The following is a 20,169-nucleotide window of genomic DNA, read 5'->3' as shown; positions in this document are numbered from 1 at the left end:
TAAATGAATGGCAAATTGCCAAGGGTTCTCCTTGCCAGCCAGACCAAGCTATGCCTTCTTCTGCCAACGCAATGGGAGACATGGCAGATGAGCGAAGCGGTCAAGCTGACACTGGATGAAATACGAAACCTAAGCCTGAACATCCTGTCCGGATCCGGATACGGGCCGGACCATGCAGCGGCCATCGCGGATATGCTGGTCACCTGTCAGATTGATGATTGCCAGTCGCACGGCCTGTTCCGACTGTTCATGTGCAATGACACCATGAAGGCAGGCAAGATTGACGGAAATGTCGCGCCAACCATTACCCAATCAGATAACGCCATCGTTCGGGTCGATGCTCGCGGGGGTATGTCCCTGCTGGCATTTCATGAGGCACTGCCAATTCTGATCGAGAAAACCCGAACCCATGGTATTGCAGCCATGGCCATCAATCGCTGTTTTCATTTCTCTGCCCTCTGGCCCGAAGTGGAGCGGCTATCTGCTGTCGGCCTTGCAGCGATGGCGATGGTACCAAGCCATTCCTGGGTTGCCCCTGCCGGCGGCACCCGCGGTTCGTTGGGCACCAACCCGCTGGCCTTCAGCTGGCCGCGACGAGGCAAGGATCCCTTCACCTTTGACTTCGCAACAAGCGCCTTTGCCCGTGGCGAAATCGAACTCTATCGCCGCGCAGGCAAGCCCCTGCCCGATGGCGTAGCAATCGATAAGGACGGCAACCCAACCAACGATCCGCAGGCTGCGATGGAGGGTGCGATGCTGACCTTCGGCAGCTACAAGGGTTCGGCCCTGTCCATCATGATCGAACTCTTGGCCGGTCCGCTGATCGACGACCTGACCAGCCTGGAAAGCATGGAGTTTGCCGGCAACTCAGGCGGCGCGCCCTATCATGGTGAAATCCTTCTGGCCTTCGATCCGGGGCATTTCAGCGGTGGCCGCATAGACCCGAACGATGCAAGGGCAGAACGCCTGTTCGCTGACATCACCGATCAGGGCGCGCGCCTGCCATCCCAACGCCGGTTTGCCGCCCGGGCCCGTAACACGGAACGCGGATATGTAAAGATTGCCAAAACCCTCTACGACGATCTGCAAGAGTTGGCCCAACGGATTTAGCCCCCTTCCCCTCAGCAAAGCAGCTGGCTAAGAAGTCTCTCCGAACGACTGTCAGGAGGCCCCATTGGACCGCATCGCCCGCACCATCGCCACCGAGATCAACGCCCGACCCGATCAGGTAGGGGCCGCAGTAAAATTGTTGGACGAAGGCGCGACTGTGCCCTTTGTTGCGCGCTACCGCAAAGAAGCGACAGGCGGTTTGGACGATACCCAACTGCGCACCCTGTCAGAACGCCTGACCTATCTGCGCGAATTGGACGCCCGTCGCGCAACCATCCTGAATTCGATCAAGGATCAGGACAAGCTGACAGACGATCTTGCAAAATCCATTGCGCTGGCTGACACCAAAGCACAGCTGGAAGACATCTACCTGCCCTACAAACCCAAGCGGCGCACCAAGGCAATGATCGCACGCGAGAACGGGTTGGAACCTCTGGCTGACGCAATTCTTGCAGACCGGTCTGTCGATCCCGATATCCTTGCCCAATCCTACCTGTCCGAGGCTGTTCCGACCGGCAAGGATGCCCTGAACGGTGCCCGCGACATTGTCACCGAACGACTAACCGAAAACGCCACCCTGTTAGGCGAACTGCGTAGCTTCATGCAGCGCGAGGCGCTGCTGACCTCGAAGGTGATTGATGGCAAACAACAGGATGGCGCGAAATTCAGTGACTATTTCGACCATTCCGAGCTGTGGGCCAAAACGCCGTCTCATCGGGCTTTGGCGATGCTTCGCGCGTCAAAAGAGGGTATCGTGACATTGGACATCGCGCCGGACCCCGAGACCGGCGCTGCTCGGGCGGAAGCTATCGTCGCATCACATCTGCTAACCCGCACGGATTCAACTGCCGATACTTGGTTACGCAAGGTGGCCGGTTGGGCCTGGAGGGTAAAGCTCTCGCTGACGATGATGGTTGACCTGATGGCCGAGCTCCGCAGCCGTGCCCAGGATGAGGCGATTTCTGTTTTCTCTCGCAATCTCAAAGACTTACTATTCTCTGCGCCAGCTGGCGCCCGCCCAACCTTGGGGCTGGACCCTGGAATACGAACAGGTGTCAAAGCAGCGGTTGTCGATGCAACTGGCAAAGTGGTTGCAACTGAAACAATTTACCCGTTCCAACCCAAGAATGACCTTCGAGGCGCGCAGGCCACAATCCTGCGTCTGATCGCCCAGCACGGCATTGAGCTTGTTGCAATCGGCAACGGAACAGCCAGCCGCGAAACCGAAAAGCTGGTCGGCGACACGCTCGGAGATTTGCCCAAAACCGTCACTCCTCCCACCAAAGTCGTGGTCTCGGAAGCCGGAGCATCGGTCTATTCCGCATCCGAACTGGCCGCCCGAGAGTTCCCGAACCTGGATGTTTCCCTTAGGGGCGCAGTTTCAATCGCCCGTCGTTTACAGGACCCCTTGGCGGAACTGGTCAAGATCGAACCCAAATCCATTGGGGTCGGGCAATATCAGCACGATGTGGATCAATATAAGCTTTCGCAATCATTGGCATCTGTCATTGAAGACGTTGTGAACGCCGTTGGCGTTGATCTGAATACTGCTTCTGCCCCATTGCTGTCGCATGTGTCCGGGTTGGGCCCGGGGCTGGCAGAATCCATCGTGTTGCACCGCGACATGAATGGTGCCTTTCAATCTCGTTCAGAGTTGCTGAAGGTGGCGCGCCTTGGTCCCCGCGCGTTCGAACAATGCGCAGGCTTTTTGAGAATACGCGATGGGGCCGAGCCCCTTGATGCGTCTTCCGTGCACCCCGAGGCTTATTCCGTGGCCCGACGCGTTGTCGCCGCATGTGGGCGGGATATTCGGCAAATCCTGGGGAATGAAGGCGCCCTGAAAGGCCTGCGCGCCGAACAGTTTGTCAACGACAGTTTTGGCCTGCCCACGGTTCAGGACATATTCTCCGAGCTTGAAAAACCCGGTCGTGATCCCCGGCCACATTTCAAAACTGCCTCGTTCACTGATGGCGTGGAAGAGATCAGCGATTTGAAACCTGGAATGACCCTGGAGGGCACAGTTACCAATGTCGCGGCATTCGGCGCTTTTGTTGATATCGGTGTTCATCAGGACGGGTTGGTGCATATCAGCCAACTGGCAGATCGGTTTGTCAAAGATCCCCATGATGTCGTCAAAACCGGCCAGGTAGTTAAGGTACGGGTCGTCGAGGTGGATGCGCCGCGAAAACGCATCGGTCTGACGATGCGCAAGGATGGTGGCATTGAAACCCGGCAAAAGCGCGTTCAAAGCAGCGACCAAACGCGGCAAAGCCATACAAAACAAAAAGAATCGCAACGCGCAAAAAACGGCAATAATGCGCAGCAGGGGGCGCTTGCAGATGCACTGAAATCTGCGTTCAAAAAACAATAATCTGCTACAGGGTGTGCACCCCCCTGCCCTTACCGCGATCAGTCGAAAGCGTCTGGCTCTAGCTCTTGCCAGAATTCGAAGATTGCGGTTGCATTCAGCCCCGAGCGCCACGCATGCGCTCGGAAATGCTCGCGGTCCAGGTCGTTGTCTAGACCGGCAAGAAACAGTCTTTTATCTGCGTCCCTCTGTGTCGGGTTTCGCCGCGAAACCAGCTCTTCTACGATCGAGAGTTTCCGCGCCCGCTCCTCCCGCTCGGCTATCCGTTCGGCATAGGCTTTGTCTTCAACCGCCACTTGGGCCTGCCTCGCCTGCGCTTCTTCCAGTGCTTCGGGGCTGGGCTTCGCTGGCTGTTCCGGTTCAGGTGGCTGATAGTCATCGCGCAATGCGGCCGACAGATAGCCCAATGTGGATTTCACTCCGCCCTTTTGCCTTACGTAATCAAGTTTCTGCGCGACGTAGTCTTCACCATGTTCGGAAATCCACTGTCGGGCCAAACGGTCCGAGACCCCTTGATCACGTAGCTTCGTGTACACCTGCATATTCCGAGCACCGTCGCTGTCATCAATTTCGAACATCGCCTTTTGCGGGTTTCCCTTAATCCGAAAGCGAATATCGGTGACCGTCCGGCCTTTCTTTTGGAACTCGGGTTCGATCAGAATGTCCGAGCTTTTGTTCACCTCGGCAACCGCCGGCTTGATGATCTTAGCGTTGAGATGTTTGAAGCTGGTATAATAGTCGCTGCCATCTACACCCATGAGCTTTCGAAACACGTCCAAGGCCCACCAACCTGTCGACCCGATGCGCACAAAGCGATAGCAGTTTTCATACAGTGCCAATCCGTGCCCAGAACTAAAGTTGCGCTGAATCTGAACGTTGATCAGCGCATAGATTTTGGGATCATACAGCTTCTGCGCAAGCGCCGGTGAGTAGGCATATTCACAAACACCATTCTTGAGCTTGGCAAAACTCAGCAGAGAGGAAACACCCCATTCCTGACGCCCCTGCTCATCCAACATGTCCCATTCAGCGACAGTCTCGGCCAGGGCGCGCAGGCTTGCACGCAAGGTATCAAAATCGTTCGAGTTATAGCCGACCATCATCGCCAGAGTTCGTGCATCGATGGTATGGGTCTGTGCAGATGTCAGCGCATCATAGGCATTGAGAAGCAGGACATTTGACAGCTTTCGCTGAAGCAATGTCAACTTACCGCTGATGTGAATCGCGGCGACGTTCTTTTTCACCGTTTCCCTTCGCAAGGCTCCGGAAAGGTGATCCATGTCTATTTGTGTTTCCGGCATGATTCTGCCTGACTGCTCTTTTTTGCATTTCTGCCATGAAAGGTACCTATCAATCAACTTCTATTAGGTGCCCAAATACAGGATCAGGCTCATCCCGAAAACGGGTACCCTAAACAGATATACCGAAACTTATCCCCAGACCCATCATCGCGAACCCGTCATAGGAACGACTCTGACAGGATCGAACGTACTAGAAACGGCTTTGTAAGTGTCTAATAGCGTCGAAGACCCACGTCCCTGCGAATCGGTGCCCTTGTTCCTGTCGAATGGTTCCCTTGGTCCCGTATCTGGGCACCTTTGATCCCGGAATCGGATACCCTAGGAACTGTAAATGGGTCCCTAAGGTGATCTACCTTGTTGTTATAATTACCATATTCTTAATCTAAATCTCTTAAAGACTCTATAAATAATAAACTCTTTGTTGGCGTGCTCTCTCATTTTTTTAGAGTTTCGTGGCGAAACCCAGCCTTGCGCGCAAAAACTGTGGAAAACTTCCGATCGCAGGATAGCTTTAGAAGATAATGTTCGCTACATTCCTAAATATACGCCGCTAAGGCGAACATCTTCTGAGGCAACGACAGTGAACAAATCAAACCAACCTCCGCTACCGCCATATCTGAATCTTGATCCCGCAACAGCGGCCGGGAAGTTACCTGATCCTATAGGAACCTCTCGATTCGCAAAAGCAGCGGCATTCTGCGCCAAAGGCCGTGAGGATCTTGCTCGCCGAGGTTATGCTCCTGATGGGGAAAAGCGGCTGCGTAGGTTTTCAATTTGGGAAATAACTAAGTACCTAATTCCGGTTGCACCTGCGCATCTCCGCCGTGTCCTCAAAGCACATCCTGATCTTCCTCAAGGCGAAGGAGAAGCCGGTTCAAAATGGTTCACTTTGGAAGAGGTCCTGACCTTGCGCCAGCATTTTGCGGCTGAAGGCGTCAGCACGAAGGAGTATCTTCCCTACCGGCCTGAAGGGCTTCCGGCAAAGGTTGTTTCCGTTGCAAATTTCAAAGGCGGTGTTGGAAAAACCTCGACCGCCGCCCATCTGGCCATGTCCGCCGCCTTGGACGGGTACAAGGTTCTGGTAATCGACCTCGACAGCCAAGGATCCATGACGTCGATCCTTGGCGGGTCCGTCGCAGATGAATGGCAAACTGTGTTCCCCTTGATCGCGAAGGACTATGCTCGGGCGGTGCAGGAGGAAAACCGCGTGCGCAATGCGGCGGGTCAACCTGAAATTCCATTGGATGAGACCTTGCAAGAGGCGCTTAAAACGACCCCTGGCGATGTAATTCAGAACACCCATTGGCCAAATATTGATCTGATAGGTGCGCAGTTGAACCTTTACTGGGCCGAGTTCCAGATCCCAGTGTGGAGGATGGGGCTGAGAAGTTGGCCTTTGTGGGACGGCCTGACCAATTTCCTCGAAGATGAAGGTATCCTCAACGATTATGACATCGTCTTTCTCGATACGCCTCCTGCACTTGGGTACCTTACGATCAATGCACTGGCTGCTGCAGATATCCTTCTGGTTCCGCTTGGAGCTTCGTTTCTGGAGTTTGATTCAACGGGTCGGTTCTTCGACATGCTCTATACGACCTTCGCCAGTATCGAGGATGGTGAAAACACGGCACAACGCGCAGCTGGCTTGCCTGAGCTCAAGTTCGAATGGGATGTTGTACGCGCAATCATCACCCGGTTTGATGCCAGTCAGCAAACAGACATGGCGAACGTAATTCAGGCCTATTTCGGGGATTTCATGAATGCCTACCGGCAGGACTATACTGCTTTGGTCGGGCAGGCTGGTGAACAGGTGAATGGGATCTACGAAGCCGACTACCGTGATTTTAACCGGGATACGTATGTTCGGGGTCGGGAAACGTTTGACCGGACTTACGCAGAATTCAAAGAAGTCCTGATCGGTTGCTGGTGGCGCGACGCTCAGATGGGAGGAGAGGCAGATGGCTAAACGCAGAAGACTGACCGCACCGGACACAACAGAGCTCGAACAGCTTGAAGCGGGTTTCGCCGCGAAACCGTCGATCAGCCCGTTTGAAGCAAGCTCGTCCGCACCTCCAATAGCTCAGGTTGCGGCGGAGGCCGCTACCTTGGGTGGCATGGCGTCCGTGACAGACAGAGTCGCTTTGGCCCAAGACCAAGGTGATGCAGCTCGATGGCGCGATGCACAAACCGCCGGTTTGATTGCGGAAAAAATATCGCTGGATCAGATTGATCCGGATTTTATCCGCCGTGACCGGATGGTAGAAGACGAAGAAGCCATGGCGGAACTGTTGGAATCGCTGCGCGTTCACGGCTTGAGAACGCCAATCGAGGTGAGCCGGGTCGGTGACAGTTTTGGCCTGATCTCGGGCTATCGGCGTCTGGAGGCCTTCAAACGGCTGTCCCAAAGTGATGCTCGGTTCACCGAGATTCCTGCATTTGTCCGTGAGGCTGGAACAGGGCAGGGCGCTTACGTCTCGATGGTGGAAGAGAATGAGTTGCGCTCTAACCTCAGCCCTTATGAACGCGGGCGCGTCGCGGTTCTCGCGGCGGGGCAGGGGGTTTTTGCTTCAACCGAGGCCGCTGTCGATGTGCTTTTTGCTGCAGCGTCCAAAGCCAAACGGTCCAAGGTCCGTAGCTTTGCTATGGTGCATGAAGCGTTGGGGGATCTGCTGCAGCACCCCGTGTCGTTGTCAGAAAAGGCCGGGCTCAAGCTTGCTTCGGCATTGCGGGACGGGGCACAAACCAGATTGCGTCAGGCATTGGCTGGCGCCGGCCCGTTGGATTCCAAATCCGAATGGGGTCTGCTTGAAACTGCGATCAAGGGCGTGCCGGACGCGGAAAAAGCTAAATCGCGCGGCGGGCGCCCGCAGCAGGTGCAACGCTTGACACCGGTTATCATTCCCACAGGCGGCACAATTCAGGCGGAGGTGACATCTGGGGAACTCCGCCTCAGGATACGCGGGCGGGAAATTTCAGTTGATGAGGCTCAAAAACTGATCGACCAGATTGGCAACCATCTAGGTTAGTCCTTTGACGAGACCGGGATAGGTCGGTCTCGTCGCCAAACAAATCAAAGAGCCGACTGGATTGGTTAGCAGAGGTGAATTCTACTACCGTCAAGGTAATGATCAAAATGTGGAAAAAATGATCATTATGAATTCAAGATCCTTTGGAGGTGCTCGCTAGAGGAATTTGGGTAAATGCTGATGTCGCTAAGTTGAACGGTTACATTGCAACGCCAAGAACAGCAGCTCTCGAACCCGCTTTGGTCACGGCTGATCACCGGTTTCATCTGCGAAACCGCAGATAGAACTGTCGGTTTCTCAGATAGATTGATGGGCCAATTACCTGCTGATTTATGTTTTTCAGTCATGTCCGCATCTCTTGGTCGAGTGAAAGAACAAAACCAGACCCTATTTGGGAACTTGCTGTTAAAAGAAAATTGATAAATAAACCGAGCTATCGCAAATTTTTCTTGGTGGTAAATGCCGTCCAACCAGATAAGTCTAACCTGGCTGCGTAGCTTTGAAGCCGCGGCCCGACATCTGAATTTTACCAGTGCAAGTGTCGAATTGGGGCTGACGCAGGCTGCCGTCAGCCTGCACATCCGATCATTGGAACAGCAGTTGCAGCACAAGTTATTTGTGAGGCGCGCAAGACACCTGTCTCTCACAGAGCTTGGTCAGGCTTATTGTTCAACTGTCCGGCAGGCACTTGCTGATATCGATATGGCCTCGGCAAACCTTTTCGGGTCGATGGCGACGAAGACAGTTACGATCAAAGCGCCGATATCGACCGCTTCACTTTGGCTTGCGCCCCGTCTTCCGTCGTTCAAGAAAGACCACCCGACGATAAATCTTCGCCTTGTGACAAATATCTGGACAGAGACCACCAATTTAGAAGAGATCGACGTAGAGCTGCGCTTGGGTCGTGGCAACTGGACCGACGCACTCTCCGAGAAACTCTCTGATGAAGCGATTGTCCCGATATGCGCTAAAGGCCGGAAGAACAGTGCAAAGCAAGTGCAGGATCTGCTGTCTGGTCCATTTGTTCACATATTAGGCCATGAAGGCCATTGGGAAAGATACTTGAGCGCATATGATTGCACCAAGCCGCAAGACGCCCCGCAATACTTGGTAGACACAACCATTTCTGCGCTGCAACTTGTCGCGAGTGGCGGTGGCTATGCCCTAGTGTTCTCGCGACTGGTTAATACCGAAAACGGGCTCGCCGCGGGCGTTCGATTTGCCGGCAAACCGTTGCCACACCCGGATGCACATTTCCTAATGCAACCTGTTTCCAAAAAAGCTGTACGACCAGAGGTCGAGATCTTTGTGGACTGGTTGCGTAACCAGTTTAAAGAAGATGTTTGATCTTGGAATGAAAACAGATTTTGCAGCGAGAGGGGCGGTTTTGTCGACCACGATCTGCAACGGAATGCCTTTGTTGGCCAATGCCTCCGCGAAGAATTGCTTGGCCGCCGCGGTATCGCGACTTTCAGACGGCATAAAATCAAGGGTTTCGCCGTCGCGATCAACCGCCCGATACCGATACATCCAATGGCCGCGCACTTTGAGATAGGTTTCGTCCATGCGCCATGAAACTGCACCAGGGCGCTTACGTTTATGCGTCTCAATCTTGACCTGGGGCGAGAATTTCACCACCCAATCTGCTGATTGTCACATGATCAACCGCAACGCCCCGCTCAGCCAATATCTGCTCCAGGTCGCGTTAAGGCACTGAGTATCGTGAGTAAAAGTAGATTGCGTGAACAACGATGTGCTTTGGAGAATGGCATCCTTTGAACGAGAGCGTGTTGAGCGTCCGCTTTGCAGATTGACTCACGCATCATGCCGGTCGGGGTTATTCTAGGCAATCAAGTTGAAAAGTTTGCGACAGAGCCTGCAGGAAAAATTCCACGTGACTAAACCGGCAACGCGGTGCTTAAGGTGCCACTAAATGCGTTGAAAGATTAACTGCCGGGATTGAGGGTTTCTGCCAGCTCGTGAACAGGCGCCATTTGGTCGGGTAACCGATTTCAATGGCCCAAAAGTGCTGCATAGAGTCCGAATGCTCCGACGGCGATGAGGCTGAGTGCCCAAACGACATCAAGATTGAACCATGTCTTTGAGAGGAACCTGAGCCCGAGCCAAAGGTAGATCACAACTGCGATGGTGCCGCCAGCAATTGTCATCGACAACGTGTGTACTGCTGCAACAAGAAACGCAGTCGTCACGTTGCTGCTCATAAGTGTTTGTGCTGCGGCATGACCGGTTTCGTTCGCTCCAATCGCACAGATGCCCAGAAAAATTGGCACCAGCATCAAACCAGCCCCATGCGCCATCGCAGCGAGGAATGACCAGAGCGCCAACCGGGCAGGGTGCACGCGCGCCAGAATTTTCGGATGTCTTCGGTTGATCAGCAGATAGAGGCCCATGGCGATAACCAAAAGCCCGGCGACCACGCGGATTTGAACTTCCCACTGAACAAGGAACATCATCAGTGAGAATGGCAACAAGATGCCAATCATCGCGAGGAAATGCCCCGTGGCCAACATTGCCAGCGCTTTTGGCAGGGCGCTGTGCTTTCGCTCCATCAACGCCGCCGAAACGGCCAACGGCCAACCCATGCCGGGGTTGATACCGTGGTAGAGTCCAGAAAAAATGACAGCCCACCAAAGGGCTGTCATTGTTGTTATGTCGCCCATTTCTTAGACGGACGGATAGCAGAAGCTGTCGGTCGAACAGTCACCGCCTTCTAGGCGAATTTGGTGGCTGCGCAGACCTTTGGGGAAGTCGACATAAAAGTCATTGTTCAGCGTCAGCCCCCCGTTTTCGCCCACATCGGCCATCACCATTTGTCCGCCTTCGTCGTCGGGATAGAACTGGTTGTCCCAGGTGGAATAAAGCGAGTTGGTCCAGTAGACGCGCTTGCCGTCGCGGCTGATTTCTACCATTTGCGGGCCATAGGCAAAATCCTTGCCGTTGGAGTGCTTGGTGCCACGGGCGATGCCGCCCAGCTCGACTTTTCCGGTCAGCTTCGGGTTCATCGGGTCGCTGACATCGTATTGATGCATCTCGCCCAGCCCCCAGCACGCAACATAGAGGTATTTGTCGTCTAGGCTCAGGTCGATATCGGTGACCAGCGGCGGCACGGCCTCGAACCCTTGCAACAGTGGCGGCAGGTTCTCGGGCTTTTCGGGGCGCGGGTCGATGGTGATCGTTTTCTTGGACTGCCATTTGCCGTCGTCACCGCGCCACCATGTGAAAATTGCGCCTTGCAGGTTGGTGGTGTCCACCACGACACCACAGAAACCATAAGATTTTGTCGGGTCATGCGCAGGGCGAATTTCCAGTGCCATCTGGTAATTGTCGCCGAAATCCATCGTCTGGATATTCTTGCGCGCGCGCAAGTCCCAGAAGTGGATCGAATGGCCATACTTGTTCGACAACAGGTCCTCGGGCACCACGCCGTTTTCAAACTGCGGCGGCAAACCCCATTCGGAACTAACCATGTAGTCCTGCGGCAGGTTCCACCAGAAATCATAGTGCTTGTCCTGCTTGCCGCGATCCATCTCGTATTGCCCGATAATTTCGAACGTCTCGCAATCCATAATGAAGATGCCCGGAGGTCCGTCTGTGCCGTCTTCGCCGCCACCTCCAAGGCAGGAAACATAGATCCCTTCGGGACCGCAGTGGATGGTGTGCGGGCGCGAATAACCGGTTTTTGCAAATAGTTCTTCGGGTTCGATCGTCTTGTGGATCTTGGCCTTCAACGGGTCTTTCACGTCGATGATGTAAATACGTGAGGATCGGATTCCAGGTACGATCAGATAACGTCGTTCCAGAAAGGCGTGTCCGGTCAGAGGAGACAGAGATGACGAACAGGCGTTCCAGCCGAAATGGTGAAATTCGTCGCCTTTGTTGGGAACAATGACCTGATGTACGATCTGGCCATAGGTGTCTGAGTCCGGTTTGAGGTCAATGACCGCGATGCCATCAGATTGCGATCCGTCCGGGCTGAGCATTACAGTGAAGGCGTAGTTTTCCACCGGTGCCTGCATTGCAAGCTTAGGCGAGGCGTGAAACGTTGGATCTGGTCTCAGGTTCATTTGGTTTCCTCCGGTTTGTTGAATTTTTCCTATTCTCAGTGTCATCCTTTTGGCCAATAGGGCCGGTAGTTATTCGTTTCCTTATGTATCCGTTACGTTGCACAGCTGGATTGCGCCACTGACCTTCTTGGACAAGCCTTTCAGTTTCTCGCCGATCTCGATGCGGTATTCGGTGCGGAACCGGCGAATGGGGCCAACCGCACCAATACTGAACGTAGCTCCGATGTTGCCGATCGATACCGGTGCCGCAACGCTGGCAATTCCGATGTCGATTTCCTGATCACAATCGGCAAAGCCGCGTTCGCTAATTATCTCGAATTCGCGGCGCAGCTCATCTTCGTTCGTCTTGGTGTGTTCAGTATATGCCTTCAGGCTCCCTGACATGATGCTTTCGCGAAATTCCGGTTCCGCAAAGGCGGCAATGGCTTTCGAGCACGAGCAGGCATGCATGGGACGTACGCCCAAGCCCGGATGAATGAAGGCACGAGCGGGATCATCGGGTGTTTCTACGTGGATGATTTCAACTTTGTTGTCGCGAAAGCGCGCAAGAAAAACCGTTTCATTAAAACTAGTCGCTGCGAGGCGCATGAGGGGGGCTGCACAGCGTCGGACATCGGCATCGGACTTTCCAAGCAAGGCAATCCTGATCATCCGTTCGCCAATGATGTATTTTCCGTCATCAGAGGGTTCGTCGAGGAGATTTTGTTCAACAAGTGACTGAATGAGCCGGTAACATGTGGGCTTGGGCAGATCGGTTGCACGTTGAACCTCCGCCACTGAAACAGGGCGTCCGACGACTGCGATGATTTCAAGTATCTGGATCAGACGTTCTAGGTGCATGTTAATGAAATTCTCACAACACGAGACTGTATATTGAATGATGAGAATCTTTCGCCCAAACGCAAGTATAATCTTTGGGAAATTTATATGCGGACAGTGGCGGCGGCTGCGATTGAGACCGAAAAATTCCTTGAGATCATTGAGGTTGAGCTAGAAGGATCACAGGCTGGCGAAGCCCTGATAGAGATCTATGCGACAGGGACTGTAGCTGTTACCAATCCGGCCGAGGCCGAAATTGACTGAACCGGTTTCGCGTCGGATAGGGCGGGATAGGCCCAACGCTATTCAAAGGTTACGACCTGTTGGCGCGGTTCAGATCATTAGTGTCGACCCTATGCATGCACCTAAGTAGATCCCTGCGGTTTTCGAATTCTGGCATGGAAAGTTGCCGACTTCACCTATATTGAAGTTAATTAAAGCTAATTGAGTTTGACTGATATCGCTCTCTAGCTGCATTCTGCTCTGAATCGGAATTGCCGAATTTGGAGCCAGACGTGACCACTTCTGAACCTGATCGCGTCGTTTCAGTCGGCGAGCAATGCTCGCCTGCCAGATGTGAACCGTCGGTAATCCTTGAATGTGCCGCTACCGGAGACGTAGCGCTAACCGCCACGCTGCATGAGAAGATCGGCACGTGTGTACGAACCAAAGGCCCGTCGGGTTCATGGTAAAAAGCCAACTAACCTGTGCGGAAAAATAATGAAAAAGTGACAACTGGGAGGAACCTTATGTCATTACCTGAACCATTTACGGATCTAGAGATAGAAACGGCAGATGCCGGTTTCTATGAGAATTACAGCGTACCGATCGCGCTGATCAGCAAGGGCATCATGGTTGCCCTTGTACTGTGGGCGCTTGTCTTCCCGGCCAATGCCAACAGCACCCTCGGTAGCTGGAATGGCAAGCTGTTGGAAATTTTCAACAGCTTCTACGTTGTCATTGTTGGCCTGTTTGCCATCTTCCTGGTGATTGTGGCGATCCTGCCGTCGACAGGGAAGCGGGTCATGGGAACACCTGGCGAAAAGCCCGAGTTCTCGAACTTCTCGTGGTTCTCGATGATGTTTGGCGCCGGTCTGGGTGTCGGCCTGATGGTCTTTGCGACCGCTGAACCGCTGGGCCTGTGGGGATCAAACCCCGAGGTCGTCTCCGGTGCAGTTGCTGGCAACGATCCCGAATCCGTTCAGTCGGCCTATCGGTACACGTTCCTGCACTATGGCTTCCACGCCTGGGCAATCTATGTGGTGACCGGCCTGTCGCTGGCCTATTACGCCTATACCCGTGACATGCCTCTGACCATTCGCGCGGCTCTGACACCGCTGTTCGGTCGTTTGATGAACGGTTTCCTTGGCCATGTGGTCGACGTTCTGGGCGTTGTTGCAACGATCCTGGGTGTGTCCGTGACTATCGGTTTTGGCGTCAGCCAGTTCATCGACGGTCTCTATGCCATCACCGGCATGGAATGGATCATGGACTTTGGCGGAGATGTTCCGACGCCAAGCAAAGTTGGTCTGATTGCAGGTCTGGTCGTTATCATGGGCTTGTCCATCATTTCGGCTGTCTCGGGTGTTGGCCGGGGTGTTAAATACCTGTCGAACCTGAACCTTGTCCTGTCGATCATCCTGCTGGGCACGTTTGTGATCTTCGGGTCCTTCGTCTTTGCCATGACCACTTATGGTACAGCGCTGGTTGACTACCTTCTGAACTTCCTCTCGCTGAGCTTCGGTGCCTATGGTCCGCTGTCAGCCGAGGCCTTTGCGGCGGCTCTGCCCGCTGAAGCGCAGGCACATGCGGATGCCCTGATGGGTGGCGCAACTAACGCCTGGGGCAGCTTTGATGGTTTCAAGAGCGGCTTGGAAGGCGCAGCAGCTGAACTGGACGAGGCCACGCTGGCCGCGGCATATGCCGCTGGTGAGCAGGGTCGTCAATTCGGCTGGCAGGCCGGTTGGACCACGTTCTACTGGGCCTGGTGGATCGCGTTCTCGCCGTTCGTGGGTCTGTTCCTTGCGCGCATCTCCAAAGGTCGTTCGGTACGTGAGTTCATTCTGGGCTGTGTCTTTGCACCGGCGCTGGTGTGCTTTGCCTGGATGACTGTTCTGGGTGGTACTGCGATTGATCTGGAATTGGCCGGTGCCGCAGAAGGCGCGATCATTGGTGCCTCGAACACAAACAAGCTGTTCGTGACCCTGTCCTACATGATCGACGGAGGGCTGCTGTCCATGCTGAACGTCATGTGCGTGATCCTGATCATGACCTTCCTGGTGACCTCAGCTGACTCGGGCATTCTGGTGATGAACACCATCATGTCCGGCGGCAGCCAGGAGACCGGCATCAAGCACCGCATCATCTGGGGGGTGATCCTGACGGCTGTGATCGGCGCGTTGATCCTTGCTGCAGGGGAAAACAACCCGATGGATGCGTTGCGCAACGCGATGATCATCGGTGCATTGCCATTTACCATGGTGATGGCCCTGATGATGGTCTCGCTGACCAAAGCGCTTTACCGCGACGGACAGCGTGACAAGCATGCTGACGCAAGCACACAGGCTGCCGAGTAATCAACCTATAGCGTTACGAACCTTGCGCCGCCCCTTTGATCGGGGGCGGCGTTTTCGTGCAGCGGTGGGTTAAGTTCTGACCAGTGTTTCGTGCCAGACGTCAGACAGGCAGCATGTTTGCAGAAGCAGCACAAATGCTACTGCGCGCACATGGTATTGCCAGATCGGTGTTGATGCCTGGGTCATAATCCGCCTCTTCGCTGCAATCAGAGACGAACATTACCCGTTGCACGAGCTAGACTTGCGGCATTGTCAGTGCTGTCTCGAAGAACTGGTACGAATTGATCTCGTACAGCTTGGACGAAAAATTGCTACCGGAATTGGAGTCGGCACCTAAAGAACGGTGCTGCCGCTTATGTCAATCCGGCGATTCAAACCTCGGTCAGGTGCTTTCTGACAGTTGGATCAATCCTATTACTTTGAATTGGGTAAATGCCACAAGCTGCGATCGCCTCGCGCGCAGTTACGCGTTCGTGCAGACGTTTCCAGATTGTTTTGGCTGCGTATGGATGGGGGTATGGGCGCCAAGCAACGCCCATGGTCATCCCTCGCAAATACTTCAGTTGCTGGCGATGCGCCGAGTACAAGATTGTATTGGAAACGCTGCCTTCGCGCGCGAGCTCGTGTTCGGTCACGAATATCCTGTTCCCGCGCATAGTTACAAAGCCAGCGTAGCGCGAAATCTGATGCATGCTCTTGTCTGGAGACGTGGCAATTTCACGGGACCGGATCGTGATTAGCCCTTCAACTTCCTGAATGCGGATCAATGAACAGAAGATTTTTCCTTCCCAAGATGGCGTGCAGAAATAGGAATGATAAAAACCTATATAGCGCCTCAGGTTCTTCTGTTGCCCCCGGAAGGGTTCCAAAAATGCATCTGTGGGCGTTTTCCCAACTTGTGGCAGGACGCCTCTTAGCATTCGTTCGAAGCTTGCAGTTTCCTCGAAAAGCTGTGCTTCGGTCAGGTCGAAATGACGTGCAATGCGGCGCATGTTATGGGCAGAGGGCAGGCTGGAGCCATTCAAATAGCGATTGAATTGCTGTCTATTGACGCCGATTTCGCGGCAAATCTGCGAAATGTTTCCATGCTCTGCGCACAACGATCGTAAGTTGGCAGAAAAATACTCGGACACAAGAAAAACCTTTCGCGTTTTGACGCTATATCACTGCAAGCTGCGTCAACTCGCATAAGATTGCACAATTTGATTTATCTGCAAATCGGTTTCTTCTTCAGCATCAGATCGTAACAGACAAGCTTCAGATGCCAATCGAAACAATCGAAAACATATGGATCACACTCGCCGATGGGCGACGGCTTGCGGCGCGCCTCTGGTTGCCCGAGACAGGCCCCACACCGGCCATTCTGGAATATCTGCCATATCGCAAACGTGACGGCACCGCGCCCAGAGACGAAACAACACACACGGTTTTTGCAAAGGCGGGCTATGCCTGTATTCGGGTCGACATAGCTGGCACCGGGGACAGCGAAGGGCAATTCGACGACGAATACTCGGAACAGGAACTGCATGATGGTGAGGAAGTCATAGCCTGGATTGCCGCGCAGGATTGGTGTGACGGCAATGTCGGGATGATTGGGATATCTTGGGGCGGGTTTAATGGTCTGCAGCTGGCCTTCAGGCAACCACCTGCACTGAAAGCCATCGTCAGTGTCGCTTCGACTGTGGATCGATATGCCGATGACATCCATTTCATGGGTGGGTGCCTGCTGAGTGACAACATGAATTGGGGCAGTCAGATGTTTGCCTATCTGACGCGCCCAGCTGATCCAGAGCTTCGCGCAGATTGGCGACAGGACTGGCTTGCCCGATTGCAAAACGTCCCATTCTCTTCTGCAGATTGGCTGCGACATCAGACGCGCGACCCATATTGGAAGCACGGCTCAGTTTGCGAGGATTGGACCGCGATCCAAACCCCTGTCTTGGCGATTACAGGCTGGGCAGATGCTTACGTCAATGCGCCTCCGGCTTTGGCAGCCAACCTGACGGCGCCAACCAAAGCTATCATTGGGCCGTGGGAACACCGCTATCCGCACATCTCAAAGCTCGATCCCGCAGATTTTCATTCCGAAGTCGTCGGATGGTTTGACCGGTGGCTGAAGGGACAACAAAACGGCGCCGAGGATTTGCCTGCCTATCGGACTTACATGCAGGAACACTTCAATCCGACTGCGCAAAACGGTCCTCGGAAAGGTCGTTGGATTGCAGAGACTGCATGGCCGTCACCTCATGTCTCGGAACGGGTCTGGCATCTGGTTCCTGGCGGGTTTTCGCGGGACCCGGTGGTTGGTGCGGTCGCTGTCGCATCGCCTTGCTATGTTGGTGAAGATAGCGGGTATTTTTGCGCGGGCATGCGTATCGACAATGAACTTGCAGGGGATCAGGCCGGTGATGATGCCTTATCGGTCTGTTTTGACAGCTCGCCGCTGCAAGCACCGCTCGAGCTGCTGGGTCGGGCAAAGCTAAAGTTTCAGTTTTCAGTGGATCAGCCTGTTGCCCAGCTTGTCGCGCGGCTGTGTGATGTTTCACCCGAAGGTGTGTCACAGCGGATCAGCTATCGTCCGTTGAACCTGTGTCACTACCACAGTCATGAGACGCCGCAGGTCCTGCAACCAGGTGAGCTCTACGAGGCTGAAATCACGCTGAACGAATGTGCGCACCATTTGCGCGAGGGCCACGTTTTGCGACTGGCGTTGACGACGTCTTACTGGCCGATTGTCTGGCCAGCACCTCAATCGGCCACGGTGACTTTACACTTGCTAGATTGTGCTCTGCATTTGCCAGTGCGTGAAGTTGCGCATGAAATTCAAGCCTCTGAACCCGGTCCGGCGCAGGCGTATCCGGTTCTGGCAGCTGAGCAGTTGCGTTTACCTTCAGCGCAATCAGAACGCACGGTGACCGAAAGCGGTTGCGTGGTTCTGGAAACGTTTGATGACTATGGTAAAACGCGCGATCCCTACCACGATCTGATTGTTGGTAGCGACGTACGCATGCTTTACCGCATTCACCCCGATGATCCGACAACCGCGTATTTCGAGACCGCTTGGAGTTTTTCGTTCGAGCGCGAAGAATGGCAGGTCGCCATCACGACCGAGTGCCGCATGAGCTGTGACACCGAGAATTTCTATCTCTACCGCAAACTACGCGCCACTGAAGGCGCAAATGAAATCGAAGTCCTAACAAGGGAATGGTCCGAAACCGTTCCACGCGGACTTCTCTGACTTAATCTAAGGGAGGATACTATGAAGATCGAATGGACAAAGGCCAATGTTGGTCGCCGGAGGTTTCTGAAAGGCGCAACTGCGCTAGGGGCCGCTACAGCGCTTCCGATGGGGTGGGCGAACCGCGCGTTTGCAGCAGATGACGGTGTTCTGCGGGTGCGGGCTTATGGTGATGCACAGAACATGGATCCAGCACATTCCGTTGGTGTCGTTGAAGAAGAAGTGCATGCCTCCATCTACAACAAGCTGATCCAATACAAGCCGGGCGAGGAATGGGGTTGGCAAATGGATGCGGCAACTATGATCGAGCAGGTTGACCCGACCCATATCAAGTTCGCATTGCGTGACGATATTGGATTCACCAACGGATTTGGCGCGATGACTGCTGAAGACGTCAAATTCAGCATGGAACGGATCGTGGACGACACGACCGACAGTCCGAATAAGCCCGACCTAGGGCCATTCAGCCATGTTGAAGTGACAGGAGACCGTGAAGGGACAATCGTTCTGAACAGCCCGTTTGCCCCGATCTGGTCGATTGCCCTGCCGTATATTACTGGAAACATCGTCTCGAAGGCAGCGGTCGAAGCCGCCGGTGGCCGCATCGGGGCTGATCCGGTTGCGGAATCCGGCCCGTATCTGCGGGACAGCTGGTCGCCCAAGGAAAAGACCGTCCTCAAGCGCAACCCTGACTGGAAAGGGGATGCACCCGCCTGGGACACCGTCGAGATTTACCCGATTGATGATGAAAACACCGCCGAGATTGCCTTTGAGGCCGGTGAGCTGGACGTCACCCGCGTGTCGCTGGGCTCGGTCGAACGGTATCGCGCCGGAGTTCCCAATGGTGGTTCTCTGGTAGAGAAACCCTCGCTTTACTATGTCTGGATGGGAATGAACGTCGAGCATCCAAAGCTGCAAAATCAGAAACTGCGGCAGGCGATTCAGCACGCAGTGGATGTTCCGAGCATCCTGGAGGCAGCATATTTTGGAGCTGCTGAACCGGCTACCGGCATCATCGCACCGGGCCTTGCTGGCCATCGGCCATCTTCGCTTGTACCACCTGAGGCGAACTTCGAGAAAGCCGCGCAGTTGCTCGCGGAATCCGGTGAAACCAATGTCACGCTAACCCTCGATACGTTGAACAAGACGACCTTTACAACAACTGCACAGATTATTCAGGCGACGCTGGCGCAGATCGGAATTACGGTTGAGGTTAACGTTCTGGAATCTGGGGCATTCTGGGCGTCTGGTGACAATGAAAACCTACAGCTTGTTCTGAACCGTTTCTCGATGACGCCTGATCCGTATTATGCGACGTCGTGGTTCACACCAGAACAGATCGGAAAATGGAACTGGGAACGGTTTAACAGCCCGGAATTTAACGAAATCCATGAATCTGCGGCTGCTGAAACGGACATCGGAAAGCGAGCTGAAATGTATCAGCGTGCGCAGGATCTGATGGAAGAAAGCGGTGCTTATCGCTTTATCACTCACGAGGCGACACCGGTTATTCACAGCGCACGCGTCATTCCAGCGCTGCGGCCAGATGGCCTGTCCCTGCTTCGCTATTTTGGCAAGGCGACCTGATCTCCCCAGGTCGACCGGGTGCGGCGGGTGCGTAACGCTCGCCGTACCAACACCAACGC

15 protein-coding genes are annotated in these 20,169 nt (G+C 54.3%); 9 read left to right on the top strand and 6 right to left on the bottom strand.

Annotated features, from left to right (window positions below; all coding sequences use genetic code 11):
* The first annotated feature begins 87 nt into the window (after positions 1-87).
* Together AC2FLE_RS11745 and AC2FLE_RS11740 are read left to right on the top strand one after the other, a co-directional pair.
* Positions 88-1,110, top strand: coding sequence for an Ldh family oxidoreductase (locus AC2FLE_RS11745; protein ID WP_496697205.1), 1,023 nt, complete (start codon positions 88-90; stop codon positions 1,108-1,110).
* Positions 1,111-1,174: 64 nt separating this feature from the next.
* A complete protein-coding gene (locus AC2FLE_RS11740) occupies positions 1,175-3,481 on the top strand; it encodes a Tex family protein (protein WP_496697203.1) in 2,307 nt (768 codons plus the stop codon).
* 38 nt (positions 3,482-3,519) lie between these two features.
* Here AC2FLE_RS11740 and AC2FLE_RS11735 read toward each other — a convergent pair whose 3' ends face one another.
* Positions 3,520-4,779: a replication initiation protein gene (locus AC2FLE_RS11735; RefSeq protein WP_496697202.1), complete on the bottom strand. Its 1,260-nt coding sequence runs from the start codon at positions 4,777-4,779 to the stop codon at positions 3,520-3,522.
* 580 nt (positions 4,780-5,359) lie between these two features.
* On the opposite strand from AC2FLE_RS11735, the gene AC2FLE_RS11730 reads away from it, so the two are divergent.
* From AC2FLE_RS11730 to AC2FLE_RS11720, 3 genes are all read left to right on the top strand, one after another.
* Positions 5,360-6,745, top strand: coding sequence for an AAA family ATPase (locus AC2FLE_RS11730; RefSeq protein ID WP_496691397.1), 1,386 nt, complete (start codon positions 5,360-5,362; stop codon positions 6,743-6,745).
* Positions 6,738-7,805 carry a ParB/RepB/Spo0J family partition protein gene (locus tag AC2FLE_RS11725; RefSeq protein WP_496697200.1) on the top strand — a complete coding sequence of 356 codons (1,068 nt, stop codon included), beginning with the start codon at positions 6,738-6,740 and terminating at the stop codon, positions 7,803-7,805. The genes AC2FLE_RS11730 and AC2FLE_RS11725 overlap by 8 nt, the downstream gene beginning before the upstream one ends.
* A 459-nt stretch (positions 7,806-8,264) precedes the next feature.
* Positions 8,265-9,152 carry a LysR family transcriptional regulator gene (locus tag AC2FLE_RS11720; protein WP_496697198.1) on the top strand — a complete coding sequence of 296 codons (888 nt, stop codon included), beginning with the start codon at positions 8,265-8,267 and terminating at the stop codon, positions 9,150-9,152.
* On the opposite strand, the gene AC2FLE_RS11715 is transcribed toward AC2FLE_RS11720, so the two are convergent.
* The 4 genes from AC2FLE_RS11715 to AC2FLE_RS11700 form a co-directional block, all read right to left on the bottom strand.
* A complete protein-coding gene (locus AC2FLE_RS11715; protein ID WP_496697254.1) occupies positions 9,063-9,371 on the bottom strand; it encodes a DDE-type integrase/transposase/recombinase in 309 nt (102 codons plus the stop codon). The genes AC2FLE_RS11720 and AC2FLE_RS11715 overlap by 90 nt on opposite strands.
* A 446-nt stretch (positions 9,372-9,817) precedes the next feature.
* Entirely contained in the window at positions 9,818-10,468 is a 651-nt protein-coding gene (locus tag AC2FLE_RS11710) for a hypothetical protein (protein WP_399169210.1), read from the bottom strand.
* A 21-nt stretch (positions 10,469-10,489) separates the two neighbouring features.
* A complete protein-coding gene (locus AC2FLE_RS11705; protein ID WP_281995033.1) occupies positions 10,490-11,890 on the bottom strand; it encodes a selenium-binding protein SBP56-related protein in 1,401 nt (466 codons plus the stop codon).
* An 81-nt stretch (positions 11,891-11,971) separates the two neighbouring features.
* Positions 11,972-12,730 carry an IclR family transcriptional regulator gene (locus tag AC2FLE_RS11700; protein ID WP_496697195.1) on the bottom strand — a complete coding sequence of 253 codons (759 nt, stop codon included), beginning with the start codon at positions 12,728-12,730 and terminating at the stop codon, positions 11,972-11,974.
* 87 nt (positions 12,731-12,817) lie between these two features.
* On the opposite strand from AC2FLE_RS11700, the gene AC2FLE_RS11695 reads away from it, so the two are divergent.
* Together AC2FLE_RS11695 and AC2FLE_RS11690 are read left to right on the top strand one after the other, a co-directional pair.
* Positions 12,818-12,973 carry a hypothetical protein gene (locus tag AC2FLE_RS11695; protein WP_496697193.1) on the top strand — a complete coding sequence of 52 codons (156 nt, stop codon included), beginning with the start codon at positions 12,818-12,820 and terminating at the stop codon, positions 12,971-12,973.
* Between the two features lie 485 nt (positions 12,974-13,458).
* Positions 13,459-15,285: a BCCT family transporter gene (locus AC2FLE_RS11690; protein ID WP_496697191.1), complete on the top strand. Its 1,827-nt coding sequence runs from the start codon at positions 13,459-13,461 to the stop codon at positions 15,283-15,285.
* Positions 15,286-15,656: 371 nt separating this feature from the next.
* Here AC2FLE_RS11690 and AC2FLE_RS11685 read toward each other — a convergent pair whose 3' ends face one another.
* Positions 15,657-16,418 (bottom strand): helix-turn-helix transcriptional regulator, encoded by a 762-nt coding sequence (locus AC2FLE_RS11685; RefSeq protein ID WP_281972993.1) that lies wholly within the window; start codon positions 16,416-16,418, stop codon positions 15,657-15,659.
* Between the two features lie 128 nt (positions 16,419-16,546).
* Here AC2FLE_RS11685 and AC2FLE_RS11680 point away from each other — a divergent pair, with 128 nt between their 5' ends.
* Entirely contained in the window at positions 16,547-18,523 is a 1,977-nt protein-coding gene (locus tag AC2FLE_RS11680) for a CocE/NonD family hydrolase (protein ID WP_496697189.1), read from the top strand.
* Between the two features lie 21 nt (positions 18,524-18,544).
* Positions 18,545-20,110, top strand: a complete 1,566-nt coding sequence (locus tag AC2FLE_RS11675) for an ABC transporter substrate-binding protein (protein WP_496697187.1) — start codon at positions 18,545-18,547, stop codon at positions 20,108-20,110.
* The last annotated feature ends 59 nt before the right edge of the window (positions 20,111-20,169 follow it).

Source organism: Ruegeria sp. CDSA077 (assembly GCF_059612265.1).
Note: the sequence above shows the minus strand (reverse complement) of the source record. Positions and strands in the feature narration are given on the sequence as shown.